The following is a 22,943-nucleotide window of genomic DNA, read 5'->3' as shown; positions in this document are numbered from 1 at the left end:
GATGACCTCCATCGTCCTCGTCCATCCCGAAATCCCCGGCAACACCGGCGCGATCGGGCGCACCTGCGTCGCGCTCGACATGGAGCTGGTGCTCATCCACCCGCTTGGCTTCGACATCTCGGACAAGCGGGTGAAACGCAGCGGGCTCGACTACTGGCCACATATAAAGCTGGTCGAGTTCGCCAGCTGGGACGCCTTTTTGCAGGAACGCGTCCCGCGCGCCGACCAGCTTTACCTGTTCGAGGAATATGCGACCCGCAGTTTCTACCAACCCGACTACCCGGATGACGCCTATCTCGTGTTCGGACGCGAGACGAAGGGATTGCCACCCCAGATCGTCGAGGCTTACCGCGAGCAGCTCGTGAGCCTGCCGATGCGGTCAGACAAGGTCCGCTCGCTCAACCTCGCCAACACGGTTGCGGCCGCTGCATACCAAGCGGTAAAGCACCACATCTAGGCCAGTATCGCCCGCGTGATTGGTCAACGAAAAGGGCCGTCAGGATTGCTCCGCGCGGCCCTTCTAAGCTTAATTCGTGAGGTTGAAATTCGATAGCACTTCGTATCGAATCTGCTCATTATTGGCATCAATGATGCGTATCTTTGCCCCCTTATAGGCAATCATGTCGGACTTGCTTAGGTCATATTCTGCCTCATTGGTGAACGCAGCTCTTGCCATATTTCCTGAAAACTCTCGATAGCTCACACGGATACGGTCCCCTACTCGCCCACTATATATCAACGTTTGTTGAAAGTTGTTTTGAGAAATTATTGGCCGTTCAGTGAACTCGTATGAATACTCGGTGTCACATACGTTTTGTGATATACCGTATACTCCTGGAACAACAACACAGGTTTTTTGGTTCTCTTTTTCAAATCTTATACCTTGGGGATAAGTATTCTGATTGAACACGCCTCCCTGCAAGGTAACTTGTCCCATATTGGGATCGCTACTGCCGATGGCAAATCTAGTAAATACGTGCTCGTCATCTTCGCCCGTTTGCGGGTAAAAACCTTGACTCAGGACCACCCCGCTGATGTTATTCTGACGCGGAAGGAACACCCCTTTGGTCGTTGTCGCGGTGCCTTGCTCAAGCATTTTGTCGCCGATCGTAGCGGTCTGTTCAACGTTGAGCGCAGGGAAACTGATCTGTTCGGTGCGAGGCACATAGTTATTTTTGACCGTAGCGCATCCCGCAAGTGATATTGCAGCAAAAATCATCAAAGTTGAACGCATCTTAAACCCCCATTGGAAACTCGAAGTATGCTGTTTCTTGAGAGTAATAGTAAGAAAGTCAATTGAGCCGAGCCCCGATTTTCGATCTAAAACCGTTTATCGTATTTCTGCACTGAAGGCGGCGAGTACTTTCGCAAGGGAAATGCTCAACCGATACGAAAAGGGCCGCCAGGATTGCTCCGGGCGGCCCTCTGAATGCGTTCGCGTAGAGCGAGGGTGTCAGCCCTGCTTTTCGCCGGTCAGCGCCATGTCGCCGAATGCGCCCGCGTTGACCTTGCCGGTCATCTGGTCGCCGTTGACGGTCGCTTCGCAATTGAGCTCCATCGGCATCGGGACGGTCATGTTCATCTTCCAGGTCAGCGTGTCGCCGTCGATCTTGCCGTCGGACACGTCCATGCTGCCCATGCCGCCGGCCATCGAGCCGGTGAAGGTGTTGCCGTCGTCGCCGGGGACTACGGTAAAGGTGCCCTTCTGGTCACCCATCGGGCTCTTCACAACGGTATCGTAGGTTCCTGCAACAGACATGCGTATCTCCTTAGTGTGTGCGTCAAAATTCGCGGGGGCTGCATCGCCCCTGCTTACACTGATGTCAACGAGTTCACTCCTCGTCCGTTCCCTCCAACTGGCGAACTTCGACCGGCAGGCCGAGCGCTTCGAGCTGAGGTTCGACCACCGTAGCATCGCCGACAATTACGAACACCAGATCATCGCCGGTGAAGTTGGACAGGGCTTCCGCATCGAGCTGATCGGCGGTCAGGGCCGAGTATTTCGCGGCCAGCGTTTCGTAATAATTGTCCGGCCGCTTGTCATTGATGATGTTGACGATTCCGCCAAGCACATCGCGGCTGGTTTCGAACTGACCGGGGAGCTCGCGGACATTGCCATTGATCAGGCGCGTCAGCTCTTCCTCGGTCACACCCTCGCCGCCGACATAGGCGTTAAGGTCGCTGAGCAATTCGCTGATCGAATCCCCGGTCCGGTCGGCCTGCACCGGTGCATAGATCAGGAAACTGGTGCGATCCCTCGGCTGCTGCACGATGCTGCGCACGCCATAGGACCAGCCCTTGGTCTCACGCAGATTCATGTTGATCCGGCTGAGGAAGCTGCCGCCGAACACTTCGTTGGCAGCGCTCAACACGATGTTATCGTCTGTCCCCTTGGCTTCGAGCACACGCCCGCCAAGGATTACCGATTGTGGCGAGTTCGGGCGGTTTATCAGCACGATGCGCGAGGCATCCTGTACCGGGATCGGAGCAGCATAGGATTTGACCGGTGCGGTCACGGCGGGTGCCTGCCACCCACCGAAGCTTTTCTCCAGCAAAGCCGTTGCTTCGGACAGCGTCGTATCGCCGACGACAAACACCTTCGCATTGTCGGGGCGCATCCACATCTGATGGAAATCCCGCAGGTCCTGCGTGGTCAGCGACTCAACGACCGCTGTGTCGCCTGTGCCGCTGGGCGGCATCCCGTAGGGATGGTCCATGCCGAACAGGATTGGTGCCAGAGCCCGCTGGCCGATTGCCCCGGGATTGTTCATCTCGTTGCGGATGCGGGTCAGCTGCTGAGTGCGAACGCGCTCGAGATCTGTTTCGCTGAAAGCTGGATTGCGGATGTAATCGGCCAACAGATCGAGTGAGGGCGAGAGGTTGGGGGCCAGCGTATTGAGCGTGAAGAAAGTCGAGTCGGCATTTGCTCCGCCGCCCAGTTGGAGGCCGTAGCGTTCTTTCGCGATCGCGAGTGCGGTAGAATCGAGCGACATGGTGCCTTCATCCATTGCCTGCAGCATGAGCGAGGAGAGCCCGAGGCGATCACGCGGATCGGCCGCATAGCCGGCATCGAAATCGACCCGAACGCTGACCACCGGCGCAGCGGCACGGCGGGCAAAATAGACTTCCATTCCGTTCGACAGGGTTGCGCGCTCGATATCGGGGAAATCGAGTGGCTTGAGTTCGCCGACTTCGGGCAGCTCGGACCGGTCGGCTTCGGCCACGGCGCTACCGCCCTGCAGCATGAACGGGCTTCGATAAAATGCCGGGCCGGCGAGCCCGGTTTCGTCGCCGCTACCGAAGAAGAAACCGCCGCGGTCTTCGCCGCCTTCCTGACGCTCGCCGGGTTCGACCCGCAATTCGAACACCGGACGCGCCATCCAGCTGGCGGTGACGTCGCGCACTTCCTGCGGTGTCAACTTCGCCGCGCGATCCAATTCCTTGCGATAAGAGGCCGCGTCGCCCTGATAGAGCAGACCTTCGGCCAGGGTTGGTGCCTTGCCGCTAAACCCGCCGACCTGCTCCAGGCCCCGGATCTGCCCGGCAGCATATGTCATCAACGCGCGGTCAAGCTCGTCCTGCGTCGGACCTTCGATCATGAATTTGGCGATTTCGGCATCGAGTGCTTCAGCCACCGCATCGGGATCCTGCCCCGGTGCCGCATCCGCAAAAACGACCAACTGACCGGATTGCGCGAAAATTTGCGCACTTGCCGAGACGCGCACGGCCATCTGTTTCTCGCGCACCAGGCTGTTGTCGAGCCGCGAGGAAGCGAGGCCGCCGAGCACAATCGCACCGGCTGAAAGCGGCAGGTACTGCGGATCATCCAGACCGGGCACCGCCCACATCCGGTAGATGCGCGTGGTCGCAACCTGATCGTAGATTGTCTTGCTCTTGTTGGCCGGGAGCATGGGTTCTGGCGCGTCGACGGCGCGAGTCTCCGGCCCGCGCTTGATCGCGCCGAACCATTTGGTGACTTTCTCTCGTGCGGTGGCGGTGTCGATATCGCCCGCCAGCACCAGAACCGCGTTGTTCGGCCCGTAATTGTCACGGAACCACTGCTTCACGTCTTCCAGCGTCGCGCTGGAAAGGTCGGCCATCGAGCCGATGGTCGAGTGGTGATAGGGATGACCCGAAGGGTAAAGGTTTTCCAACTGTTCGTATTCGACCAGACCGTAAGGGTTGTTGTCACCCTGACGCTTTTCGTTCTGGACCACGCCGATCTGGTTATCGAGCTTTTCCTGCGTCACCGCGCCAAGCAGGTAGCCCATCCGGTCGCTTTCCAGCATCAATGCGCGGTCGAGCGCGCCGGTCGGGACGGTCTCGAAATAATTTGTCCGGTCGAACCAGGTGGTGCCGTTGAAATCGGTCGCGCCGACCTGCTGCAGCGGCTCGAAAAAATCGCCCGGGGCGTTCTCGCTGCCATTGAACATCAGATGTTCGAACAAATGGGCGAAACCGGTCTTGCCTTCGGGCTCATGTTTGGAGCCGACATTGTACCACACGCTCACGCCGACGACCGGCGCTTTGCGGTCTTCGTGGACGAGCACGGTCAGGCCGTTGTCGAGTTCGAACTGGTCGTAGGGAATCGAGACTTCGTTGATCAGGTCGGATAGCGGGGCCGGCTCGGCCATCGCATCGTCGGCAGAATGCATCGCACCGTCCATGTGCCCATCGGCAAATGCCGGGCTCGCGCTGAGCGAAAGCGCGATGGCTGCAAGGCTTGCGGTGGCAAGTGAATTACGCATGTCTTTAGTCCCCGTTTAACAAGTCAGTCCGGTGCATCTGCCCTTATCGTGCAGTCAGCGATTGCTGACGGTTTTTCGACGAGTGGCATTTTCCAGCGCATCAACGCGCCAGAAATGGACAGGTTTCAGTTCGTGCCGCGTAAACAGCGGCATCTGGTCGGAATAATGGCGGCTCTCGGGCCGGGTGGTCGCAGCGCCATAGGGCTGGATCGATTGCGAGCGCACGCGCTGGCCGGGTTCCCACTCGACCAGCTGGATGAAGCTGTCTCCGTGGCGCACGGCCAAGCGCCCGTCATCATCGACATTCCACAACGTGGACGCGCGCAAAGTGTCGCTCCCTCCGTCGAGCGGCAGGTCTTTTGCGTAAGGGCCGAGCGGTTGGCGCAGACGCAACAAGTCCGACATCGGCGGATCGATCCGTCCGAAGTGGTCCATCAGGTGATCGACACTGCGCCGCAGCTCTTCGCGCGCATCGGGCTCCGGCTTGTTCTGGTACTCGGCGGACATGAAGGGCTTGATCATGAGCAGCACCAGCGAATCTGCGCCGCCGACACTGTCGGCCGTCCAGTCCCAGCTGGCCATCAGGCGCTGTGCTTCAGCGAGTTCGGCATCATCCGACAGGTCAAGCGCAGTGACGGCATCGAACATCTGAGCAACGTAGCCCTCGCGCTCGTACCCGGTGTCATATTTGATCCGCTCAAGGTTCGCGCGGTCGATCACCGGCGTGGCTTCCATCAGCTTGGCAGCACGGCGTGCGCGATTGGTCGTCTTGAGCTCGACACCCATCTCGGCTGGCACACTGTCAGGCGAGAGATCGCTGCCTTCCCCGGCCGCGGAGAAGGGCGAGTTGTTGGCGTTGAACAGCCAGCCGCTCGCCGGATTGACCAGTTGCGGGATCATCTCGAAATCGACGGTGTCGGTCCAGATCAGCTTGCTGTCATCGCCGGGAAGAACGTTGCGCCAATCGTGACCTTTGGGCCGGTCGGGGATCGCCGCATTGTAGAAATACCCGATGTTTCCCTGCTTGTCGGCGTAGATGAAATTGGTGCTGGGGATGTCCATCCGGGCCAGAATCGATTTGAACTCGGTCAGGTCCTTAGCCTTGTTCAGCCGGTAATAGGCATCAAGCTGACCAAGATTGTCGATCCCGCCATACCGAACAGCGAACGCGCCTTCATCGTTGACGATAACCGGCCCGTGTACGCTGCGGTGCACTGTCCGGCGGATTGGCAGGATGATCGGCCCGAACCGGACGGGCAGAGTGACCGTCTTGCTTTCGAGGTCGCGCCATTCGCCGTCCAGACGATAGCGCGTGCCGCTTTCGTCCATCACCAGCTGGTAGACATCGACCATGTCCGGCCGATTCACTGTATTTGTCCAGCCGATGGTCTCGTTGTGACCGAGGAAAGGGAAGGGGCTGCCGGGAAAATTGGCACCGGCATAATGCCAGCCCTCGTTGCTCTCCACGACCATTTCATACCATGCAACGCCGCCGCGTAGCGGCTGGTGGCTGTTGGACACAAGCCGGGTCACCCCGTCGCCCGATTTTTCCGGCGCAATGGCAAAAGCATTCGAACCTGACAGCGCTCCGTCTTCGCCCATATGCAAGGGTAGCGCGCGGGCAACTGTCTTGTCGGCCGGTTTTGGCTTGTCCTCCATGATCGGTTCGCCCGAGGGTTGGATGCCGAGGTCTTCTGGCGGTATCGGAGGGCCGAATTCCGGGTTGAGCGGTTCGCCCGCCACGAGTGGGCCGATGACATTGTTGAGGCCGAAGAAAAACGGCTGACGCAGCGCGAAGCCGGCAGCAACATCTTCTCCGTTGACCGGGAAAAGATTGCCCAGCTTCAGTTCTTCCGGATGTTCTTCGGCATATTGATTGAGCCCAGTAGCATAGGCGTTGAACAGGTCCTGCGTGTCCTGCGGAAGCTTCGAGAAATGCCGCTCTGCCGTCCCGCGGGCATCGAGCAGGTGATATACATAATCGACCTGAGCGCCATCCTGACCGGCAATCGCGCCATAGCGCCCGCGCGCCATGGCGACGACATCCTGCAAGGTGAAGAAATCGTCCTCAGCATGGGCGATGGCGACCCCATAAGCGACATCGGCATCGGTTTCACCGTAAATATGCGGCACACCGAATTCGCTACGCACGATCTCTGCCGTGTAGGTCCGGTCACTCGCCGGAGCTTCGCCGTCCTGAGCGAAGAACGGCTCCCACGTGGCGAGTGCGATAAAAGCGACAAGCAGCAAAGCCAGCAGCACAAAGCCGGTACCGGCGAAAAACTTCTTCATTCAGCGATCCTCTTCCGGCGAAGGGGGTAGCGAGAAATCCAGGATCGGTGAAGCCTCTGCACGATTCCATCGGGATAAGTTGTCGCAGCCCCTTCCAGCAAGCGGATTCGGCTCGCTACCCACGCGCTCGTGAAATCGGAAATTACCATCGGACACGAGGCGGGCGGACAGCCGGTCACCTTCGACATGGAGGAATTGCTCGCCACGCGCCTGTTGGTGCAAGGCAATTCGGGCAGCGGCAAATCCCATTTGTTGCGCCGCTTGCTCGAAGAAAGTGCCGCCATGGTTCAGCAGGTGGTGATCGACCCCGAAGGCGACTTCATTTCCCTGGCCGAAAAATTCGGCCATATCGTGATCGATGGTGCCGCCTATTCGCCGGCCGAGATAGACGCGCTGGCCCGCCGCATTCGCGAGCATCGGGCAAGCGTGGTGCTGGCGCTGGAAGGGCTGGAGGTCGAACAGCAGATTCGCTGCGCCGCGCAATTCATGACCGCCCTGTTCGATGCGCCGCGCGAGCATTGGTATCCAGCCCTGGTGGTGGTCGACGAAGCGCAGATGTTCGCGCCGTCGGTGGCTGGCGAAATCGCCGAGGACACCCGCCGCATGACCTTGGGCGCGATGACCAATCTCATGTGCCGTGGCCGCAAGCGCGGGCTTGCCGGCATCGTGGCAACGCAACGGCTGGCCAAGCTGGCGAAAAACGTTGCCGCGGAAGCGTCCAATTTCCTCATGGGGCGGACTTTCCTCGATATCGATATGGTGCGTGCGGCGGACCTGCTCGGGATGGAGCGCCGCCAGGCAGAGCGTATTCGCGAACTTGAACGCGGATATTTTCTAGCGCTTGGACCGGCCATCAGCCGCCGCCCGGTCGCAGTGAAAATCGGGCCGGTCCAGTCGGGCAAGAAAGAGACGTCGAGCGGGCTGATGCCGCTGCCGACCGAAGCGCCCGAAGACATGGAAGCCTTGTTGACCAAAGGCCTTGCTGCCGAAGCCGCGCAAGCTGCCCCGCCTCCTCCGACAGCGCCGCTCGCGCCGCCAATCGAAGCGATTGAACGAAGCATCGTGCAACAGGAAGATCACGCTAGTCCGACCGCCGACGTTGCGGGTCAAACCGATGTCGAAGCGCAGATCGGGCAAATCATTGACTCGCTTGCGCGTTCGGACGGGGCAGCGTTCCAGTCTGCCAGCGCACAATATCAGTCATTTGTTGCGCGTTGCCGGAGCGAGCGGATCATTGGACCGATGCCGGACATGCAGGCGTTTCGCCGGCAATTCGCCATCGCCGGAGCCGGGCTCGACGAGCTTGCCGAGCCGATCCGTGCGCGCATCCTGCACTTGGCAGAAAGTGTTGAGGAAGATCTGCTTGCGCCTTGGCTGGTGATCGCCCGTGCAGCGCATGCTGGCGAAACGCAGGTCGACGAGGACGCTCTGGCGCGGGCCTATGGCACCAGTTCTCCAGGGCGTATCCGCCGATTGCTGGATCACCTTGAGAAACAGGGCACCATCGTCGTGCGAGAGGATTTCGGCGGCGAACGCACCGTTCTGGTGCCCGGACTGGACGCAATTCCGGTCGACTGACCGCCGCGTGCCAGGTCAGAACGCGCCCTGTATCCCGAGCAGGAACACATTGGTGTTGGCGTCTTGGCGAGACCATGTTGCACCGCCAGGCAGGTTGCCCCCGCTGAGAAAATTCAGCGGAACGAAGCCTTCCGCGCGCACATATTCGCCAAACAAATTGACGTTACTGGCCGGAAACCAGGAAAGCCCCGCCACAAGCTGACTCTGTGCTTCCCAGGGCGCGCCATCGTCGCCAGCTGTAAAGCGGCTGAACTCGGCGGAAACCGCGAATTCTGGCTGCGCCGCGTCGTCGGCTTCAGTGCCGAAGCCATAGCGGCCGCCGACAGTCATCGAAGTGACGTGTACCGCGTCGAAAACGCTGAGCGGGTTGGTCGGATCGGGAACCTTGGTTCCGGCCCATTCATCGGTTGTCCGGGCGAACTCGCCAAGCAGAGTCAATCCGCCGATCTGGGCGGTTCCGTAGGCAGCCCATGCCGGATTGCGTGCCTGACAGGGGTTGAAATGGACCACCGGGTAATCTTGACAATAAGCGCTGCCGTGGAGGTAACTCGCACCGATGCGCGCGCTTCCAAGATCGCCCAGCTGCGCTTCATAGCTGCCGTCGACCGCAAAGTTGTTGAGCCGTGACGGGATCGAAGTGCCGTTGACCGGCGCGTTGGCCGCACGGAACTGTGCTCCGCCCTGGACCGCCATGGCGCGCAGGCTCAAGCCTCCGTCTGCATAACCGGCGGCTGCCCCGTATGCGAGACCGGCAAACGCATGCCAGTTGGTCGAGTTGGTAAAGGGACTGACGGTGTCGTTAAGGCCGAAAGGCACGTCCATCTTGCCGATCAGGAAATAGAACGGCGTCCGGTCAAGATCGCCAAGCATGATCCAGCCGCGGCGCAGCTGGATCTGGTTGCGCGAAAGGGCGGTCAATGTGCCTCCGCCAAAACTCTGCTGCGGATCATACAGCAGCTCGGAGAAGGCCGTTACGCCATCGGTCAGCTGTGCGGTGACCGCAAGCTGGGCAGAGTGGATCACCGCCTCGGAAACATGTTTGCCATTCTGGTTCGCCCCCGTCGGGTGACGCATCAGATAGCCGAATGTATCGTCGACATTGCTGTGTTGGTAATTGGCAAGGACCGTCGCGCCGCCCGACAGGGTGACCCGGTTCCTGAGTTTTCCTGCCGATACGGCGCGCAGTTGGTACAGCGGCTTGGTGTTGGTCCGTTCGGCGTGGTCGAGGATCGCATAGCCGTATTCGCTGTCGAACCCCACAAGGCCGGCCGTCTCGCCGTCACCACCTGAAGCGATGGTCGGCACTGAAGCCGCACTTGCGCCATGAGGCGCGCTGACAACGGCAGCATGGGGTTGTGCGGACGCAGGAACCGGACGCGCCTGAGTGTCGCGCATGAAATCGACTTCGGCCCGGAGGCGCGCGTTCTCGGCTTCCAGCCGGTCGAGCCGTTCCATGATGCCCGACATTACCGGGTCGACCCCTGCGTCCTGCGCACTCGCTGGCAGCGCAAGCACCGTTATCATGGCCGCACTGCCTAGAGCTGCGCCCTTGCGCGAAAGCGAGAGAAAGGTTCGAGTCACGATATCTGCTCCGAGAGGAAGAATGCCGGAGTTTCGCTAGCTCACCGTGGTTACCAAACGTTTAACCATGATGCGCGTGGACGCCCTGTTTGCTCACTCGCATGCTGATATCCCTTGCCAAGACTTCCGAACGACCTACCTATTTAAGTAACACACCCCGGAATTTGCCGGGGGCAGGGCTTGAGTTGCAAAAATGCAACACTATATCGAGGCGGTAATCCAGTGAGGGAATCCGAATGAATCTCGAAAAGTTCACCGACCGCGCGAAGGGCTTCCTGCAAAGCGCGCAGACTGTTGCTATCCGGATGAATCATCAGCGGATTACGCCCGCTCACTTGCTGAAGGCGTTGCTTGAAGACGAAGAGGGGATGGCCGCCGGTCTGATCCAGCGTGCCGGGGGCAATACCGGCCTGGCAGTGGACAAAGTTGATTCCGAACTCGCGAAGATCCCGGCTGTTTCGGGCGGAGGTGCACAACAGACCCCGGGCCTCGACAACGACGCGGTGCGCGCGCTCGACCAGGCCGAACAGATTGCCGAGAAAGCAGGAGACAGTTTTGTCACTGTAGAGCGGTTGCTCGTCGCTCTCGCGCTGGCCAAGGGAACATCGGCTGGCGATGCGATGCAAGCGGCCAGTGTTACCCCGCAATCGCTCAATGCTGCGATCGAGGAATTACGCAAGGGGCGCACGGCTGACAGCGCCAACGCTGAACAGGCCTATGACGCGATGAAGCGCTACGCCCGCGACCTCACGCAAGCGGCGCGCGACGGCAAGCTTGATCCGGTCATTGGCCGTGACGAGGAAATCCGCCGCACGGTCCAGATCCTTGCTCGCCGCACGAAGAACAACCCCGCGCTGATTGGCGAACCGGGCACGGGCAAGACCGCAATTGCCGAAGGACTTGCGCTGCGCATCGCCAATGGCGACGTGCCTGACAGCCTCAAGGGCCGCACGCTGATGTCGCTCGATATGGGCGCGCTTATTGCCGGCGCAAAATATCGCGGCGAATTCGAAGAGCGGCTCAAGGCGGTGCTGGACGAAGTCAAGAATTCGGACGGGAACATCGTCCTGTTCATCGACGAAATGCACACGTTGATCGGTGCGGGCGCCAGCGAAGGCAGCATGGATGCCTCGAACCTGTTGAAACCTGCACTGAGCCGCGGCGAATTGCACTGCATCGGCGCGACCACGCTCGACGAATACCAGAAATATGTCGAGAAAGATCCGGCACTGCAGCGGCGATTCCAGCCTGTGTATATCGAGGAGCCGAGTGTCGAGGACACCATCAGCATTCTGCGCGGTATCAAGGACAAATACGAGCTGCACCACGGCGTGCGCATTACTGACGCGTCGATTGTGGCGGCGGCACAAATGTCCAACCGCTATATCCAGAACCGTTTCCTGCCCGACAAGGCGATCGACCTGATGGACGAGGCGGCCAGCCGTATCCGGATGGAAGTGGAATCCAAACCCGAAGAGATCGAAGCCCTCGACCGGCGGATCATCCAGCTCAAGATCGAGGAATCGGCGCTTGGCAAAGAGACCGACCAGGCGTCGCAGGATCGCCTTGCTGCTTTGCGCGAAGAGCTGGCAAACCTCGAACAGGAATCGTCCGAGCTGACAACGCGCTGGCAGAACGAGCGTGACAAGATCGCCGCCGAAGGCAAGATCAAGGAACGGCTCGATCAGGCACGGCTCGAGCTGGAACAGGCCGAACGCGAAGGTGATCTCGCGAAAGCGGGGGAGCTGTCCTACGGCACGATCCCGGCGCTCGAGAAGCAGCTGGCCGAAGCCGAGCAGCATTCCGAAAATGCGCTGCTGCGCGAGGAAGTGACTGAGGAAGACATTGCGGCTGTCGTCGAAAAGTGGACCGGTGTGCCGGTCGACAAGCTGCTGGAGGGCGAGCGCGAGAAGCTGCTCGATATGGAAAACATCATCGGCCAGCGGGTGATCGGACAAGGAGCAGCGGTGCAAGCCGTGGCCAAGGCTGTGCGCCGTTCGCGCGCGGGTTTGCAGGATCCCAATCGACCGCTCGGCTCCTTCCTGTTCCTCGGGCCAACCGGCGTCGGCAAGACCGAGCTGACCAAGGCGCTCGCAGGTTTTCTGTTCGATGACGACACGGCAATGGTCCGGATCGACATGAGTGAATTCATGGAAAAACACGCTGTAGCCCGGCTGATCGGCGCGCCTCCGGGCTATGTCGGCTATGAGGAAGGCGGCGTGCTCACCGAAGCCGTGCGGCGCAGGCCCTACCAGGTCGTGTTGTTCGACGAGGTCGAGAAGGCGCATAGCGACGTATTTAACGTGCTGCTGCAAGTGCTCGATGACGGGCGGCTGACCGACGGTCAGGGCAGGGTGGTCGACTTTTCAAACACGCTGATCATCCTGACATCCAACCTTGGCAGCCAGTATCTGAGCCAGATGACTGACGATCAGAAGGTTGCCGATGTAGAGCCGCAGGTGATGGACGTGGTGCGCGGGCATTTCCGCCCTGAATTCCTTAACCGGCTGGACGAGATCATCCTGTTCCACCGGCTGGGCCAGGAACACATGGCCCCGATCGTCAGGATTCAGGTCGGGCGGGTGCAGCAGCTGCTCAAGGACCGCAAGATCACCATCGACCTGAGCGAAGCGGCTCTGCGCTGGCTTGGCAGGGTGGGCTACGATCCAGTCTATGGCGCACGGCCCCTCAAACGCGCAGTTCAGCGTTATTTGCAGGACCCGCTGGCGGACAAGATTTTGTCCGGTGACGTGCCCGATGGCAGCACGGTGGAGATCGAAGAGGGTGACGGGCAGCTCAGCATGAAGGTGAGCTGACCCGAATCGCGATGAATTTTCGCGAAACTTCGTTTTGTTAAGCGCCTGTTGCATCAATCGGCTGGGTATTATGTTTCACGCAATTAGCCGTAATGCGCAACATCGTTTCGCCACTATCCGATCACCTGCCAATTTGTGGGATTTGGGCAACAACCCGCGCGTTCATTTGGGGGCAATGTCGTAATCCGCTTTGACAGTGGCTGATGCCTTTTGCAGAACGCAAGCATCTTGGGGTCGGGGACTCTTCGGGACTGAATCAAAAATTGCGGCGGCAGGGGATGAATTCGCCGCTTATTTTTGCCCGCAGAGTTTCTTCCGGTCCTTGTTGTCGCGACTGGAGAAAAAATGAAAAAGTTTAATGGTATTGCGCGTGTCGGGCTGGCCGGATCGGTCTCGGCGCTTGCGCTTGTTGTGTCGGCTCCGGCCTTTGCACAGGATGCGGATGTCGATTGTGACGATCTCGATCCGACCCTGCCGGTTCCGGCAGAGTGTGAGGCCGACATCACCGGCGCAGACGGTTCCGTTGGTGCTCAGGGCGGCATCGTCGTTACCGGTTCGCGTATCGTTCGCGACACCTATTCAAGCATTTCGCCGCTGCAGGTCCTGACGACCGACAGCGAGCAGGAAGCCGGTCTGTTCGACCCAACCTCCATCCTGCAGCGCTCGGAAAGCGCCGCCGGCGTTCAGATCGACGCGACTTTCCAGGGCTTCGTTCTCAACAACGGTCCAGGCTCGACCACGCTCGACCTACGCGGCCTCGGTGCTGACCGTACACTTCTTCTCATCAATGGCCGCCGCCTCGCGCCGGCTGGTGTGGAAGGCGCGCCTACCGCTCCGTCGCTGAACCTGCTGCCGAGCACGCTGATCGAACGCTACGACCTGCTGCTCGACGGTGCTTCGTCGGTTTATGGTTCGGACGCTGTTGCCGGTGTCGGCAACGTCATCCTCCGTAAGGATTTCGACGGCCTTGAGCTCACTGCATTCGGCAACCTCAATCCAAACGGCGGCGGCGATGACTACACCGTCGGCGGCGCTTGGGGTTTCAACACCGACCGCGGTTTCTTCGGCATCGGTGCTGAATACGATTATCGTGACAGCATCCGCCTCAGCGATCGCGACTTCTTCCGCGGTTGTACGACCAACCTCGACATCACCAACACCGGTGAAGTTCGTCGTCTGACGATTGACCAGCAGGCCAATGCGCTTGCCGACTCGAACGGTCTGATCACGACGTCGACCAGTGAGTGCATCCAGCAAGGCTTCAACGGCCGGATTATTGTTCCATTCACGAATGTCGGTTCGGTGTACTTCGATGAGCGCACCTACAATGGTCAGGTTGGTAACTCGGGCATTCCGGGGTTCAGCGAATCGTTCTTCGGTGGACCGATCGATGCTGATGGAGACGGTGTTCGCGATCTCGACTTCTTGAACGACTACAACCTGAACGGGGCGAACCCCGAGCAGACGTTCCTGAGCCAGCAAAAGCGTTACAATATCCTTGCCTATGGTGAGTACACCTTCCCCGGCGCGGCAAACATCACGCCGTTCTTCGAAGCCATGTACACCCGCGCGGAAATCTTCGGCGAAAACGAATTCTTCGCTCAGATTTTCCCGTATGTACCGGACAATAACCAGTTCAACCCGTGTAATACCGCAGTTAGCGGTGTGGATTGTCGTTCGGACACCAACTTCGGCGCCATCACCGGTTTTGGTCCGATCTCGGCACGCCCGGTCTTCGCGATCGAAGGTGACCGGAACAACACCGACGTGACGCAAGAGCAGTATCGCGGTGTGTTCGGCATCAAGGGCGACCTGCCCTTTATCTCACCGAGCTGGTCGTTCGAAACCGCGCTAGTTTACTCCTATGCCGATGGACGTTCAAACGTTCGCGGTATTCGTGAAGACAAGCTTGCCTTTGCGCTCGGAATTGACCCGACGATGGACTTTGACGGCGATGGCGTTGTCGACAACAATGGCGATGGCATTGCCGACGACTACAACTCGGGCGTGACAATCGGTAACTCGTTCATCGCGCGGGTAACCGGAGGCCTTCCGGCCATTACGCCGTGCGACGCCTCGGCGCTTGCCAATCCAGGCGCAGCACTGGCCGATCTGACGCAAGGCTGTGTTCCGGTGAACCTGTTCGCACCGAGCGTGCTCAACTCGGCGCAGGGTGACTTCGCCACGCAGGCCGAACGCGACTACGTTTTCGGTGACCGTTCGTTCGACACGACTTACGAGCAGATAGTCTGGAACGCTTACGCTACGGGTGACCTGTTCGACCTGCCTGCGGGCCCGGTCGGTGCCGTGGTCGGTGTCGAGTATCGCCGTGACGAAATCAACTCGATCGCCAGCGACGTTGCTTCGAACGGTCTGTTCTTCGGCTTCTTCGCTGACAGCGGCGCGGTTGGTTCCAAGGAAATCAAGGAAGCCTTCGCCGAAATCGATATTCCGCTTCAGGCAGGCAAGCCTTGGGTGGAAGAGCTGAACCTCAACCTCTCGGGCCGTGTTACGGATGAAGAGTTCTACGGAACCAACTTCACCTACTCGATCAAGGCTGGCTGGCGTCCGGTCGAACCGCTGCTGTTCAAGTTCAGCTACGGTACGTCGTTCCGCGCACCGAACCTGCGTGAGAACTTCCTCGGTTCGCAAACAGGGTTCAACACCCTGTTCGATCCTTGCGCTGTTCCGGACAATGCGTTCGATGCAACCACCGGCACGTACGATCCGACGAATGATACACGTGACCAGCGCATCCTCGACGCCTGTATCCGTGAAGGCCGCGATCCGACCACTGCCGGTCTGCAGATTGACCCGACAACTGGTAACGCGCTCGCGCCGACTCAGACCAGCAGTGTCGAGATTGCACGTGGTGGTGCGCTGGACATCGATCCGGAAACCTCGCGTTCGATCACAGCAGGCTTCGCCTTCGAAGAAACCTTCGGAGACGGATGGGATTTTGCTCTTGGCGCCAACTATTACGACATCAAGCTGAAGGACTCGATCATCTCGCCGAACCCGCAGTTCATCGTGAATGACTGCTATACACGCGAAGATGGTCAGCGGAGCACCTTCTGTGATCGGATCACGATTTCGCCGACCGGAACGCGCCTGGTATCGGACATCTTCGCCGGGTTTATCAACCTGAACGAAGAAAGCGTTCGCGGCATGGACTTCAATGCCCGTCTGGACAAAGAAGTGATGGCTTTCGGAACTCTGGTCGACCTCGGCCTGAGCGTTCGCGCCAACCATCTGATCGAACGTAGTTCGCTGTTCATCAACGACAATGGTGACCAGACATTCGACGACGATGCCGGCGAAGTCGGTCTGCAGGAATGGACCGGCCGTGCAACACTGACTGCCGACATCGACAAGTTCCGTCTGTCTTACAACATCCGCTATGTTGGCGGGTTTGATCAGGACCCCGACCTTATCGATGAGTTCTCGGATGTGTTCGGGTACAACGAAGCGGGCGAGTTCATTGGCCAGACCGGAAGCACCTGTCTGGGTGGCGGTTCTCGCGATGCAAACGGTGTCCAGGACGGTATTGTCCCTGGCGATGGCGTTTTCTGTCGCCCGATCGGTTTCGCCGATGAGCAGTTCCTGCACACCGCGTCGATCCGTTACCGTGCCGATCGCTTCGACATCCTGCTCGGCGTCAGCAACATCTTCGACACGGCTCCGCCGCAGGTCAGCCCCTTCGCTTCGGGTATCACTGATATCTCGAACACAGTGCTGGGTGCTGGTTATGACTACAACGGCCGTGAGTTCTTCGCACGTGTCAGCGTCGAATTCTAATCTGAATACAGCTTGTTAATCGCAGGCTAAAGGAAGCGGCTCCATGACATTGGCATGGGGCCGCTTCTTCGTTTATGGTTCCGACAAGATCGCAAACTTCCGAGAGTCGCTTTATGAAAATGCTCAAACCCCTTCTTCTAGCCGCGTCTGCCGGCATCATGACCGCTGCAGCCGTTCCTTCCATGGCGCAATCCGCTGACGCTTCCGTAGTCCCGATCGAGGACTGGGCGCTTCGTGATGTTGTAAATGCCGTGGAAGTCTCCCCTGACGGTAAGCATGTCCTTGTCCACGTACTTGGCAGCAAGAAGGGCGAGTATCTTCTTCAGATCTACAAAACGGACGATATGTCCAAGCCTTTTCGCACGCTCAACGCCGATCCGATGGAAATTATCTCCGTCCAGTGGGTCAGTGACACTCACATTTTCGGGACTGCCTGGCAGCAGAAGCGCTCCAAGGTCAGAGGCCCGGAAGACGATACGCGTGACTACAAGGCGTTTTCCTACAATCTGAAGAGCAACAAATTTGCCGATCTTCCCGGCAATTTCAGCTTGACGAACAGGCTCCCGAAAGAACCAAACCATATCTTGATCGAAAGCGGCAATGCCGTCGCCGATTTCAGTGGTGTCGATCCTTTTGCCGCCTTCCGTCCTCGCTCGTATTACAGGTTCGATCTCACCAAGGGCAGTCGGGAACTTGTCCTGAAAGGCAGTGAGAAATACCCGCAGGCCGTTTTCGACAACGAAGGCAATCCGCGGTGGACCAGCTCGGTGGAACGCGGTTCGAATGAACTTCAGTATTTCTACCGTGCGCCAGGTGACGGCTCATGGAAGCAGCTCGACCAGACCTATGATTACGACAAGCACGAGAATCTCTATCGTGTCCTGAGCGGCTTCATGGGGATCAAGGGCTTCGATCCGCAGAACCCCACCATCGGCTATATCATCGACAACCGCGGTGAAGACAAAGCTGCTTTGTGGGAATTCAACTTCGAAACCGGCCAATTCGGCAAGAAGTTGGCGGCGACCGACAACGCCGACATCATGTGGACCCAGTTCCATTCAGTCCCGGGGAACGACACACTCGTTGCGGCGCGTTATCCGTGGGCGAAACGTGAGCGCGTATGGTTCGATGCGGAAGAGAAAGCGCTCCACGAAGCATTGGAGGCGCAGATTCCGAATGCGCATGCAATTGCCATCACCAGTCGCTCGCGCGACGGAAAGACAATGGTAGTTTACAACAGCGGCCCGCGTGATCCGGGCTCCTACTGGATGGTGATGGACGGCAAGATGGCCAAGCTTGGCAGCCGCAATCCTCTGGTGAAGCCTGAACAGCTGTCGGATGTCGAATTCATCCGCTACACAGCGCGTGATGGCAAGATGATCGCCGGTTATGTGACCAAGCCCAAAGGCGAGGGTCCATTCCCGCTGATCGTCCTCCCGCACGGTGGGCCGCACGTCAACGAAGTCATCGGCTATGACGAGTGGGGCCAGTTTCTCGCTAACCGGGGCTACATGGTCCTGCAGCCGCAGTACCGCATGTCGGTTGGCTGGGGCCAGGAATTGTTCGACTCTGCCTATGGCGAACACGGCGGCAAGATGCAGGACGACAAGGACGACGGCGCGCAGTATTTGATTGACCAAGGTATCGTCGATCCCAATCGCGTTGCGATGTTCGGCTGGTCTTATGGCGGTTATGCCGCTCTGGTTGCATCGCAGCGTGAAGAGCAGATGTATCAGTGCGTGATCGCAGGCGCGGCAGTGGCTGATCCGGCCAAGAGCTATCGCGAGCGTCGCAGTCCCTATTCGCCGAAGGCGATCGATGATTGGGCGCAGCGGCGCGGCATGATCGGCATCAATCCGGTTGAAGATGTGGCAAAAACCAACATTCCGGTAATGATGGTCCACGGCGATGTCGATCGCCGGGTGGAAATCTACCATCTCGACGATTTCAAGTCCGCGATGGAAAAAGCCGGCAAGATGGACGCCTATGTCTACATCGGTGACGAGCGTGACGACCCGACTCGCGCATCAAATAGTGGTGCTGCTTCGGAGGCCGGGGGCAACTCGGCATTCCAGCAAGCGAATTATCGGCCAAATCACCGGTTCGTGAAACTGAAGGGCGCAGACCACTTCTACTCGACGCTGATGTACAACCATCAGGAGCAACTCTACACCGAGATGCTGGACTTCTTGAAGAACGATTGCGGGCCGGGCGGTCTATAAGTCACAGGCCATACTTGAAACGCAAAAAGCCCGCGCAACCAGAGAGTTGCGCGGGCTTTTTAATATCAGCAACGGCGCTGAGCGCCCGGGCCGCATGGGCCCGGTCAAACGCTAATCGACACGCTTGCCCTTGACCCCGGTCATGCCTTCGACCCGGATGAAATAGCTGCCCAGGGCGGCTTTCTTGAAGGCGACCGACGCCCCTGGCTCCAACCGCCGGATGACGCGCGACGGGGCGTCCGAAATATACCAGACACTGCCTTCTTCGATTTCAAAGGTGATTTTGTTTCGATTGATCGAAATAACCCGGGTGACCTTGGATTCGAGCAGTTCGAGTTCGCCTTCATCGCCGCTGCCAAAAATACCAAGATCGGGCAGCGAAAAACCGAACAGGCGCCGCCGTGTTTTGTCGACATCGCCCCGATCGACCAGCCGAACTTCACCAGCTTCGGATGCGGTGACCACACGCGCCACAGCGTTGTCATAGCAGCGGAGCCTCTCCGTGTCGGCCTGGACGGCCTGGCACGCCTGCAGGTTCTCCATGTAGTTGTCCCCCGTCTCTCCGGCTCCGCTTTCTTGTGCCAAAGTTGTTGACGACATGGCGACTGCAGACAGCCCGAACGCCAGGAACCCGATCAATTTGCAATGGGTCACGCGTTACTCCTCTGAAATGGCAGAATTCTGCGGCTTTGCTGGCACATTCCGAGGTCTACGCCAACTGTCACTCTAAAGACACACACAGACTTTTCCCTCAGATGTAACGACCTCTGCGATTGCGGAACGGCAGCGCATTGGCCTAAACGCCGAGCATTCGGGTGCTATGCCCGATATTCGTACTTATCACTATGCGCGCCAAGGGGGCGCGTATGAAAAAGGGGATTGGAATGTCCAACCGTTTTAGCAAGGCTACGCTGCTCGCGGGCACTTTCATGGCTGGTGCCATGATTGCCACGCCGGTTTATGCGCAGGAAGAGGCCGAAACCACGGCTTCGTCCGCTGACGACGATTTCATCGTTGTCACCGGTTCGCGTATTCAGCGTCGCGCAAATGTCGACACCGCAGCACCGATTGCTGTTGTTGGTGCGGAAGAATTCGAACTGTCCGGCACCGTCAACGTTGAAAACGTTGTCAACCAGCTGCCGCAGGTTGTTCCGGGTTTCACGTCAAACTCGAACAATCCGGGCACCGGTACCGCCACGCTGAACCTGCGTGGTCTTGGCTCGACCCGCACCATGGTGCTGGTCAACGGCCGCCGCTGGATGTTCTACGATACCGCACAGATCGTCGATCTTAACACGATCCCGTCGTTCCTGCTCGACTCTGTCGACGTTGTGACCGGTGGTGCTTCGGCTGTTTACGGTTCGGATGCCCTTTCGGGCGTTGTCAACTTCAAGCTGAAGGACGTCGACGGCGTCGAACTCGGCGGCCAGTACTCGCTCACCGAGCGTGGCGATGGCGACCGTTATGAACTCCATGGTGCCATCGGCACTTCGTTCGACGATGGCCGCGGTAGCGCGACTGTCTTCGCTGAATACTACAACCGTTCGTCGGTATTCCAGGGCGACCGCGCATTCTCGAATTTCGCACTTGGTGGCGAAAGCTTCGGCGTAACGCAGCAGCAGTTCGGTTCTTCGACCTTGCCGAACGGCGTCATCCGTTACTTCGGCGACGGCAATCGCACTGGTACGGACTTCGCAGCCAACCGCGCTGTGGTGTTCGACAACACGCCAGGTGATTTCCGTACCCGTACCGGTGACACTTACAACTACGCTCCGGTCAACTACCTGCAGATCCCGCAGGAACGTTACCTGATTGGCGGCTACGCAGACTACGAATTCACCGACGGGCACGAATTCTACACCGAAGTCTCGTTTGTGAATAACCGCGTTGCTCAGGAACTCGCCGCGACTCCGGTCACCGGCTCGTTCACTGTCAATCTTGCGACCATCCAGCCCTTCCTGACGCCGGGCGACTTCGCCCAGCTGCAGCAGCTTGATGCAACCGAGACCGACGGTAATCCCGGCAACACAGTGTTGTTCCTTCAGCGTCGTACAATTGAAACCGGTTCGCGTAATAGCCTCGACGAGCGCAACGCTTTCCGTGTTCTCGGCGGCGTTCGCGGTGGCATCACCGACTGGCTGAACTATGACGCATACTACATGTATGCCCGTACGCGTAACGCCAACGTCCAAGAAGGTAACATTTCGCGTTCGGCCTTCCAGGCTGGTCTCGACGGGACGGCACCTGCGATCAACATCTTCGGCCCTGGTACGCTCACGCCTGCCATGGTTCAGCAGATCTCGATCCGGGCGCAGAACGGCGACGTTTCGACCCTCGAACTCGCGCAGGGCTATCTTTATGGTCAGCTCGGCAACCTCGGCTTTGGCGCTGATGACATCGGCTTCGCCGTTGGTGCTGAGTACCGCAAGGTCGCTTCGCAGTTCATTCCTGACACCGCATTGTCCTCCGGCGACGTGATCGGCTTCAACGCCGGTAACCCGACCGAAGGTACCTACGACGTCAAGGAAATCTTCGCTGAGCTCAACATTCCGATCCTCGGACCGGATTCGGGCGTCGAGCGTCTCGAACTGACGGGCGCTGCTCGTTACTCGGATTACTCGCTTGCAGCTGTCGGCGGTGTGTGGACCTACTCGGGCGGTATCGAATTTGCTCCGATCCCAGACGTCACTTTGCGTGGCCAGTATCAGCGCGCTGTTCGTGCGCCGAACGTGGGTGAGCTCTTCGGTGGCCAGTCGATTGGTTTCCCGGGCGCAACCGATCCTTGCTCGACTCCAGCTGCTGGCAATGCGGGCGCACTGCGTGACCTGTGTATCGCAAACGGCGTTCCCGCCGGTGTAGTCGGTACCCCGGGCATTCAGCTGAACGCGCAGATCCCGGCTCTGTTCGGTGGTAACCCTGGTCTCCAGGAAGAAACTTCGAACAGCTGGACTGTTGGCCTGGTTCTCGAACCGACCTTCATTCCTGGTCTGACGATTACGGCTGACTACTTCGACATTGAAATCGAAGATGCGATCTCGACGATCTCGCTGCAGCAGACCTTCGACCTGTGTTTCAACCAGATCCAGGATCCGAATGCGACTGTCTGTGCTCCGTTCTTCGCTAACGGTGCGATCCGTAACGCAGGTGGTGCTATCACCACCGCAAACCCGCCGGTTCTCGGCGGTCAGAACGTTGCGACATTGGCAGTTTCGGGCGTCGACCTTCAGGTCAACTACACGACCACGATCCCGTTCTCGGTCCTGACCGACACGGGTGAGCAGGACTTCAACCTGTCGTTCCTCGGTACCTGGACTGAAAGCTCCGACTTTGAAGCTTTCCCTGGTGCAACCATCGTGGAATGTGCCGGCCAGTTCGGCTTCAACTGTGGCGAACCGACCCCGTCGTTCAAGTGGACGGCACGTGCGACCTTCGTGGATGGTCCGCTGACCACGTCGTTCCGCTGGCGTCACCTGTCCGGTATCGACGATGACGAAGATACGATCGACTTTGCAGCCTTCAATGGTGTCGAGCGTATTCCGGCATACGACCTGCTCGATCTGACTTTCTCGTTCGAAGCGAGCGAGAACTTGACCGTGGCATTCGGTGTCAACAACCTGTTCGACACACTGCCGCAGACGCCAACGTTTAATGGCATCCAGGTCTCGAGCACCAACAACGGAACGCTTATTGGTGATAACCAAGAGCAGGCCAACACCTACCCAAGCACTTACGACGTGCTTGGCCGTGACTTCTTCGCATCGGTCAGCGTCAAGTTCTAAGACGCAACCGCTGCAAAGCAGCTAAAAGGAAAGGGCGGCGGATCTTCGGATCCGTCGCCCTTTCTCTATGGAGCCCCATCTTCATGGCGGGAGCGAACAAGCGGGTGCCTCAAGCGCCCCGTGCATCGA

Annotated in this window: 12 protein-coding genes; 6 read left to right on the top strand and 6 right to left on the bottom strand. The window is 58.9% G+C overall.

Annotated elements, in window-relative coordinates; genetic code table 11:
* Window position 1: 1 nt before the first annotated feature.
* Window positions 2–457 carry a tRNA (cytidine(34)-2'-O)-methyltransferase gene (locus E0502_RS02275; protein WP_137676352.1) on the top strand — a complete coding sequence of 152 codons (456 nt, stop codon included), beginning with the start codon at window positions 2–4 and terminating at the stop codon, window positions 455–457.
* 69 nt (window positions 458–526) lie between these two features.
* Here the strand turns inward: E0502_RS02275 and E0502_RS02270 are convergent, their stop codons facing one another.
* From E0502_RS02270 to E0502_RS02255, 4 genes are all read right to left on the bottom strand, one after another.
* Window positions 527–1,219, bottom strand: a complete 693-nt coding sequence (locus E0502_RS02270) for a hypothetical protein (RefSeq protein ID WP_137676351.1) — start codon at window positions 1,217–1,219, stop codon at window positions 527–529.
* A gap of 234 nt (window positions 1,220–1,453) precedes the next feature.
* A complete protein-coding gene (locus tag E0502_RS02265) occupies window positions 1,454–1,759 on the bottom strand; it encodes a hypothetical protein (RefSeq protein ID WP_137676350.1) in 306 nt (101 codons plus the stop codon).
* 73 nt (window positions 1,760–1,832) lie between these two features.
* Window positions 1,833–4,748: a M16 family metallopeptidase gene (locus tag E0502_RS02260; protein WP_137676349.1), complete on the bottom strand. Its 2,916-nt coding sequence runs from the start codon at window positions 4,746–4,748 to the stop codon at window positions 1,833–1,835.
* Between the two features lie 54 nt (window positions 4,749–4,802).
* Window positions 4,803–7,040 (bottom strand): penicillin acylase family protein, encoded by a 2,238-nt coding sequence (locus tag E0502_RS02255; RefSeq protein ID WP_137676348.1) that lies wholly within the window; start codon window positions 7,038–7,040, stop codon window positions 4,803–4,805.
* 129 nt (window positions 7,041–7,169) lie between these two features.
* On the opposite strand from E0502_RS02255, the gene E0502_RS02250 reads away from it, so the two are divergent.
* Window positions 7,170–8,618, top strand: a complete 1,449-nt coding sequence (locus tag E0502_RS02250) for a helicase HerA domain-containing protein (protein ID WP_137676347.1) — start codon at window positions 7,170–7,172, stop codon at window positions 8,616–8,618.
* A 15-nt stretch (window positions 8,619–8,633) separates the two neighbouring features.
* On the opposite strand, the gene E0502_RS02245 is transcribed toward E0502_RS02250, so the two are convergent.
* Window positions 8,634–10,199 carry a hypothetical protein gene (locus E0502_RS02245; RefSeq protein ID WP_240048820.1) on the bottom strand — a complete coding sequence of 522 codons (1,566 nt, stop codon included), beginning with the start codon at window positions 10,197–10,199 and terminating at the stop codon, window positions 8,634–8,636.
* Between the two features lie 236 nt (window positions 10,200–10,435).
* Here E0502_RS02245 and clpB point away from each other — a divergent pair, with 236 nt between their 5' ends.
* The 3 genes from clpB to E0502_RS02230 all read left to right on the top strand — a co-directional run bounded on the left by clpB (window position 10,436) and on the right by E0502_RS02230 (window position 19,035).
* Complete coding sequence (clpB, locus tag E0502_RS02240; protein WP_137676346.1) at window positions 10,436–13,015, top strand: ATP-dependent chaperone ClpB; 2,580 nt, start codon at window positions 10,436–10,438, stop codon at window positions 13,013–13,015.
* A gap of 345 nt (window positions 13,016–13,360) precedes the next feature.
* On the top strand, window positions 13,361–16,813 hold the full coding sequence (locus E0502_RS02235; protein WP_137676345.1) for a TonB-dependent receptor domain-containing protein: 3,453 nt from the start codon (window positions 13,361–13,363) through the stop codon (window positions 16,811–16,813).
* 113 nt (window positions 16,814–16,926) lie between these two features.
* Window positions 16,927–19,035 (top strand): alpha/beta hydrolase family protein, encoded by a 2,109-nt coding sequence (locus E0502_RS02230; RefSeq protein ID WP_137676344.1) that lies wholly within the window; start codon window positions 16,927–16,929, stop codon window positions 19,033–19,035.
* Window positions 19,036–19,146: 111 nt separating this feature from the next.
* Here E0502_RS02230 and E0502_RS02225 read toward each other — a convergent pair whose 3' ends face one another.
* A complete protein-coding gene (locus E0502_RS02225; RefSeq protein ID WP_137676343.1) occupies window positions 19,147–19,689 on the bottom strand; it encodes a hypothetical protein in 543 nt (180 codons plus the stop codon).
* A 230-nt stretch (window positions 19,690–19,919) separates the two neighbouring features.
* On the opposite strand from E0502_RS02225, the gene E0502_RS02220 reads away from it, so the two are divergent.
* Entirely contained in the window at window positions 19,920–22,814 is a 2,895-nt protein-coding gene (locus E0502_RS02220; RefSeq protein WP_137676342.1) for a TonB-dependent receptor domain-containing protein, read from the top strand.
* Window positions 22,815–22,943 lie beyond the last annotated feature (129 nt).

The organism is Parerythrobacter lutipelagi (genome assembly GCF_005434975.1).
Classification (GTDB): domain Bacteria; phylum Pseudomonadota; class Alphaproteobacteria; order Sphingomonadales; family Sphingomonadaceae; genus Parerythrobacter_A; species Parerythrobacter_A lutipelagi.
Note: the sequence above shows the minus strand (reverse complement) of the source record. Positions and strands in the feature narration are given on the sequence as shown.

What these genes read in the sequence shown, in the direction of transcription:
- E0502_RS02220 (WP_137676342.1), top strand. Translation starts at nt 19,920, where the DNA reads ATGTCCAACCGTTTTAGCAAGGCTACGCTGCTCGCGGGCACTTTCATG.
- E0502_RS02260 (WP_137676349.1), bottom strand. Translation starts at nt 4,748, where the DNA reads ATGCGTAATTCACTTGCCACCGCAAGCCTTGCAGCCATCGCGCTTTCG.
- E0502_RS02270 (WP_137676351.1), bottom strand. Translation starts at nt 1,219, where the DNA reads ATGATTTTTGCTGCAATATCACTTGCGGGATGCGCTACGGTCAAAAAT.
- E0502_RS02265 (WP_137676350.1), bottom strand. Translation starts at nt 1,759, where the DNA reads ATGTCTGTTGCAGGAACCTACGATACCGTTGTGAAGAGCCCGATGGGT.
- clpB (WP_137676346.1), top strand. Translation starts at nt 10,436, where the DNA reads ATGAATCTCGAAAAGTTCACCGACCGCGCGAAGGGCTTCCTGCAAAGC.
- E0502_RS02235 (WP_137676345.1), top strand. Translation starts at nt 13,361, where the DNA reads ATGAAAAAGTTTAATGGTATTGCGCGTGTCGGGCTGGCCGGATCGGTC.
- E0502_RS02255 (WP_137676348.1), bottom strand. Translation starts at nt 7,040, where the DNA reads ATGAAGAAGTTTTTCGCCGGTACCGGCTTTGTGCTGCTGGCTTTGCTG.
- E0502_RS02275 (WP_137676352.1), top strand. Translation starts at nt 2, where the DNA reads ATGACCTCCATCGTCCTCGTCCATCCCGAAATCCCCGGCAACACCGGC.
- E0502_RS02230 (WP_137676344.1), top strand. Translation starts at nt 16,927, where the DNA reads ATGAAAATGCTCAAACCCCTTCTTCTAGCCGCGTCTGCCGGCATCATG.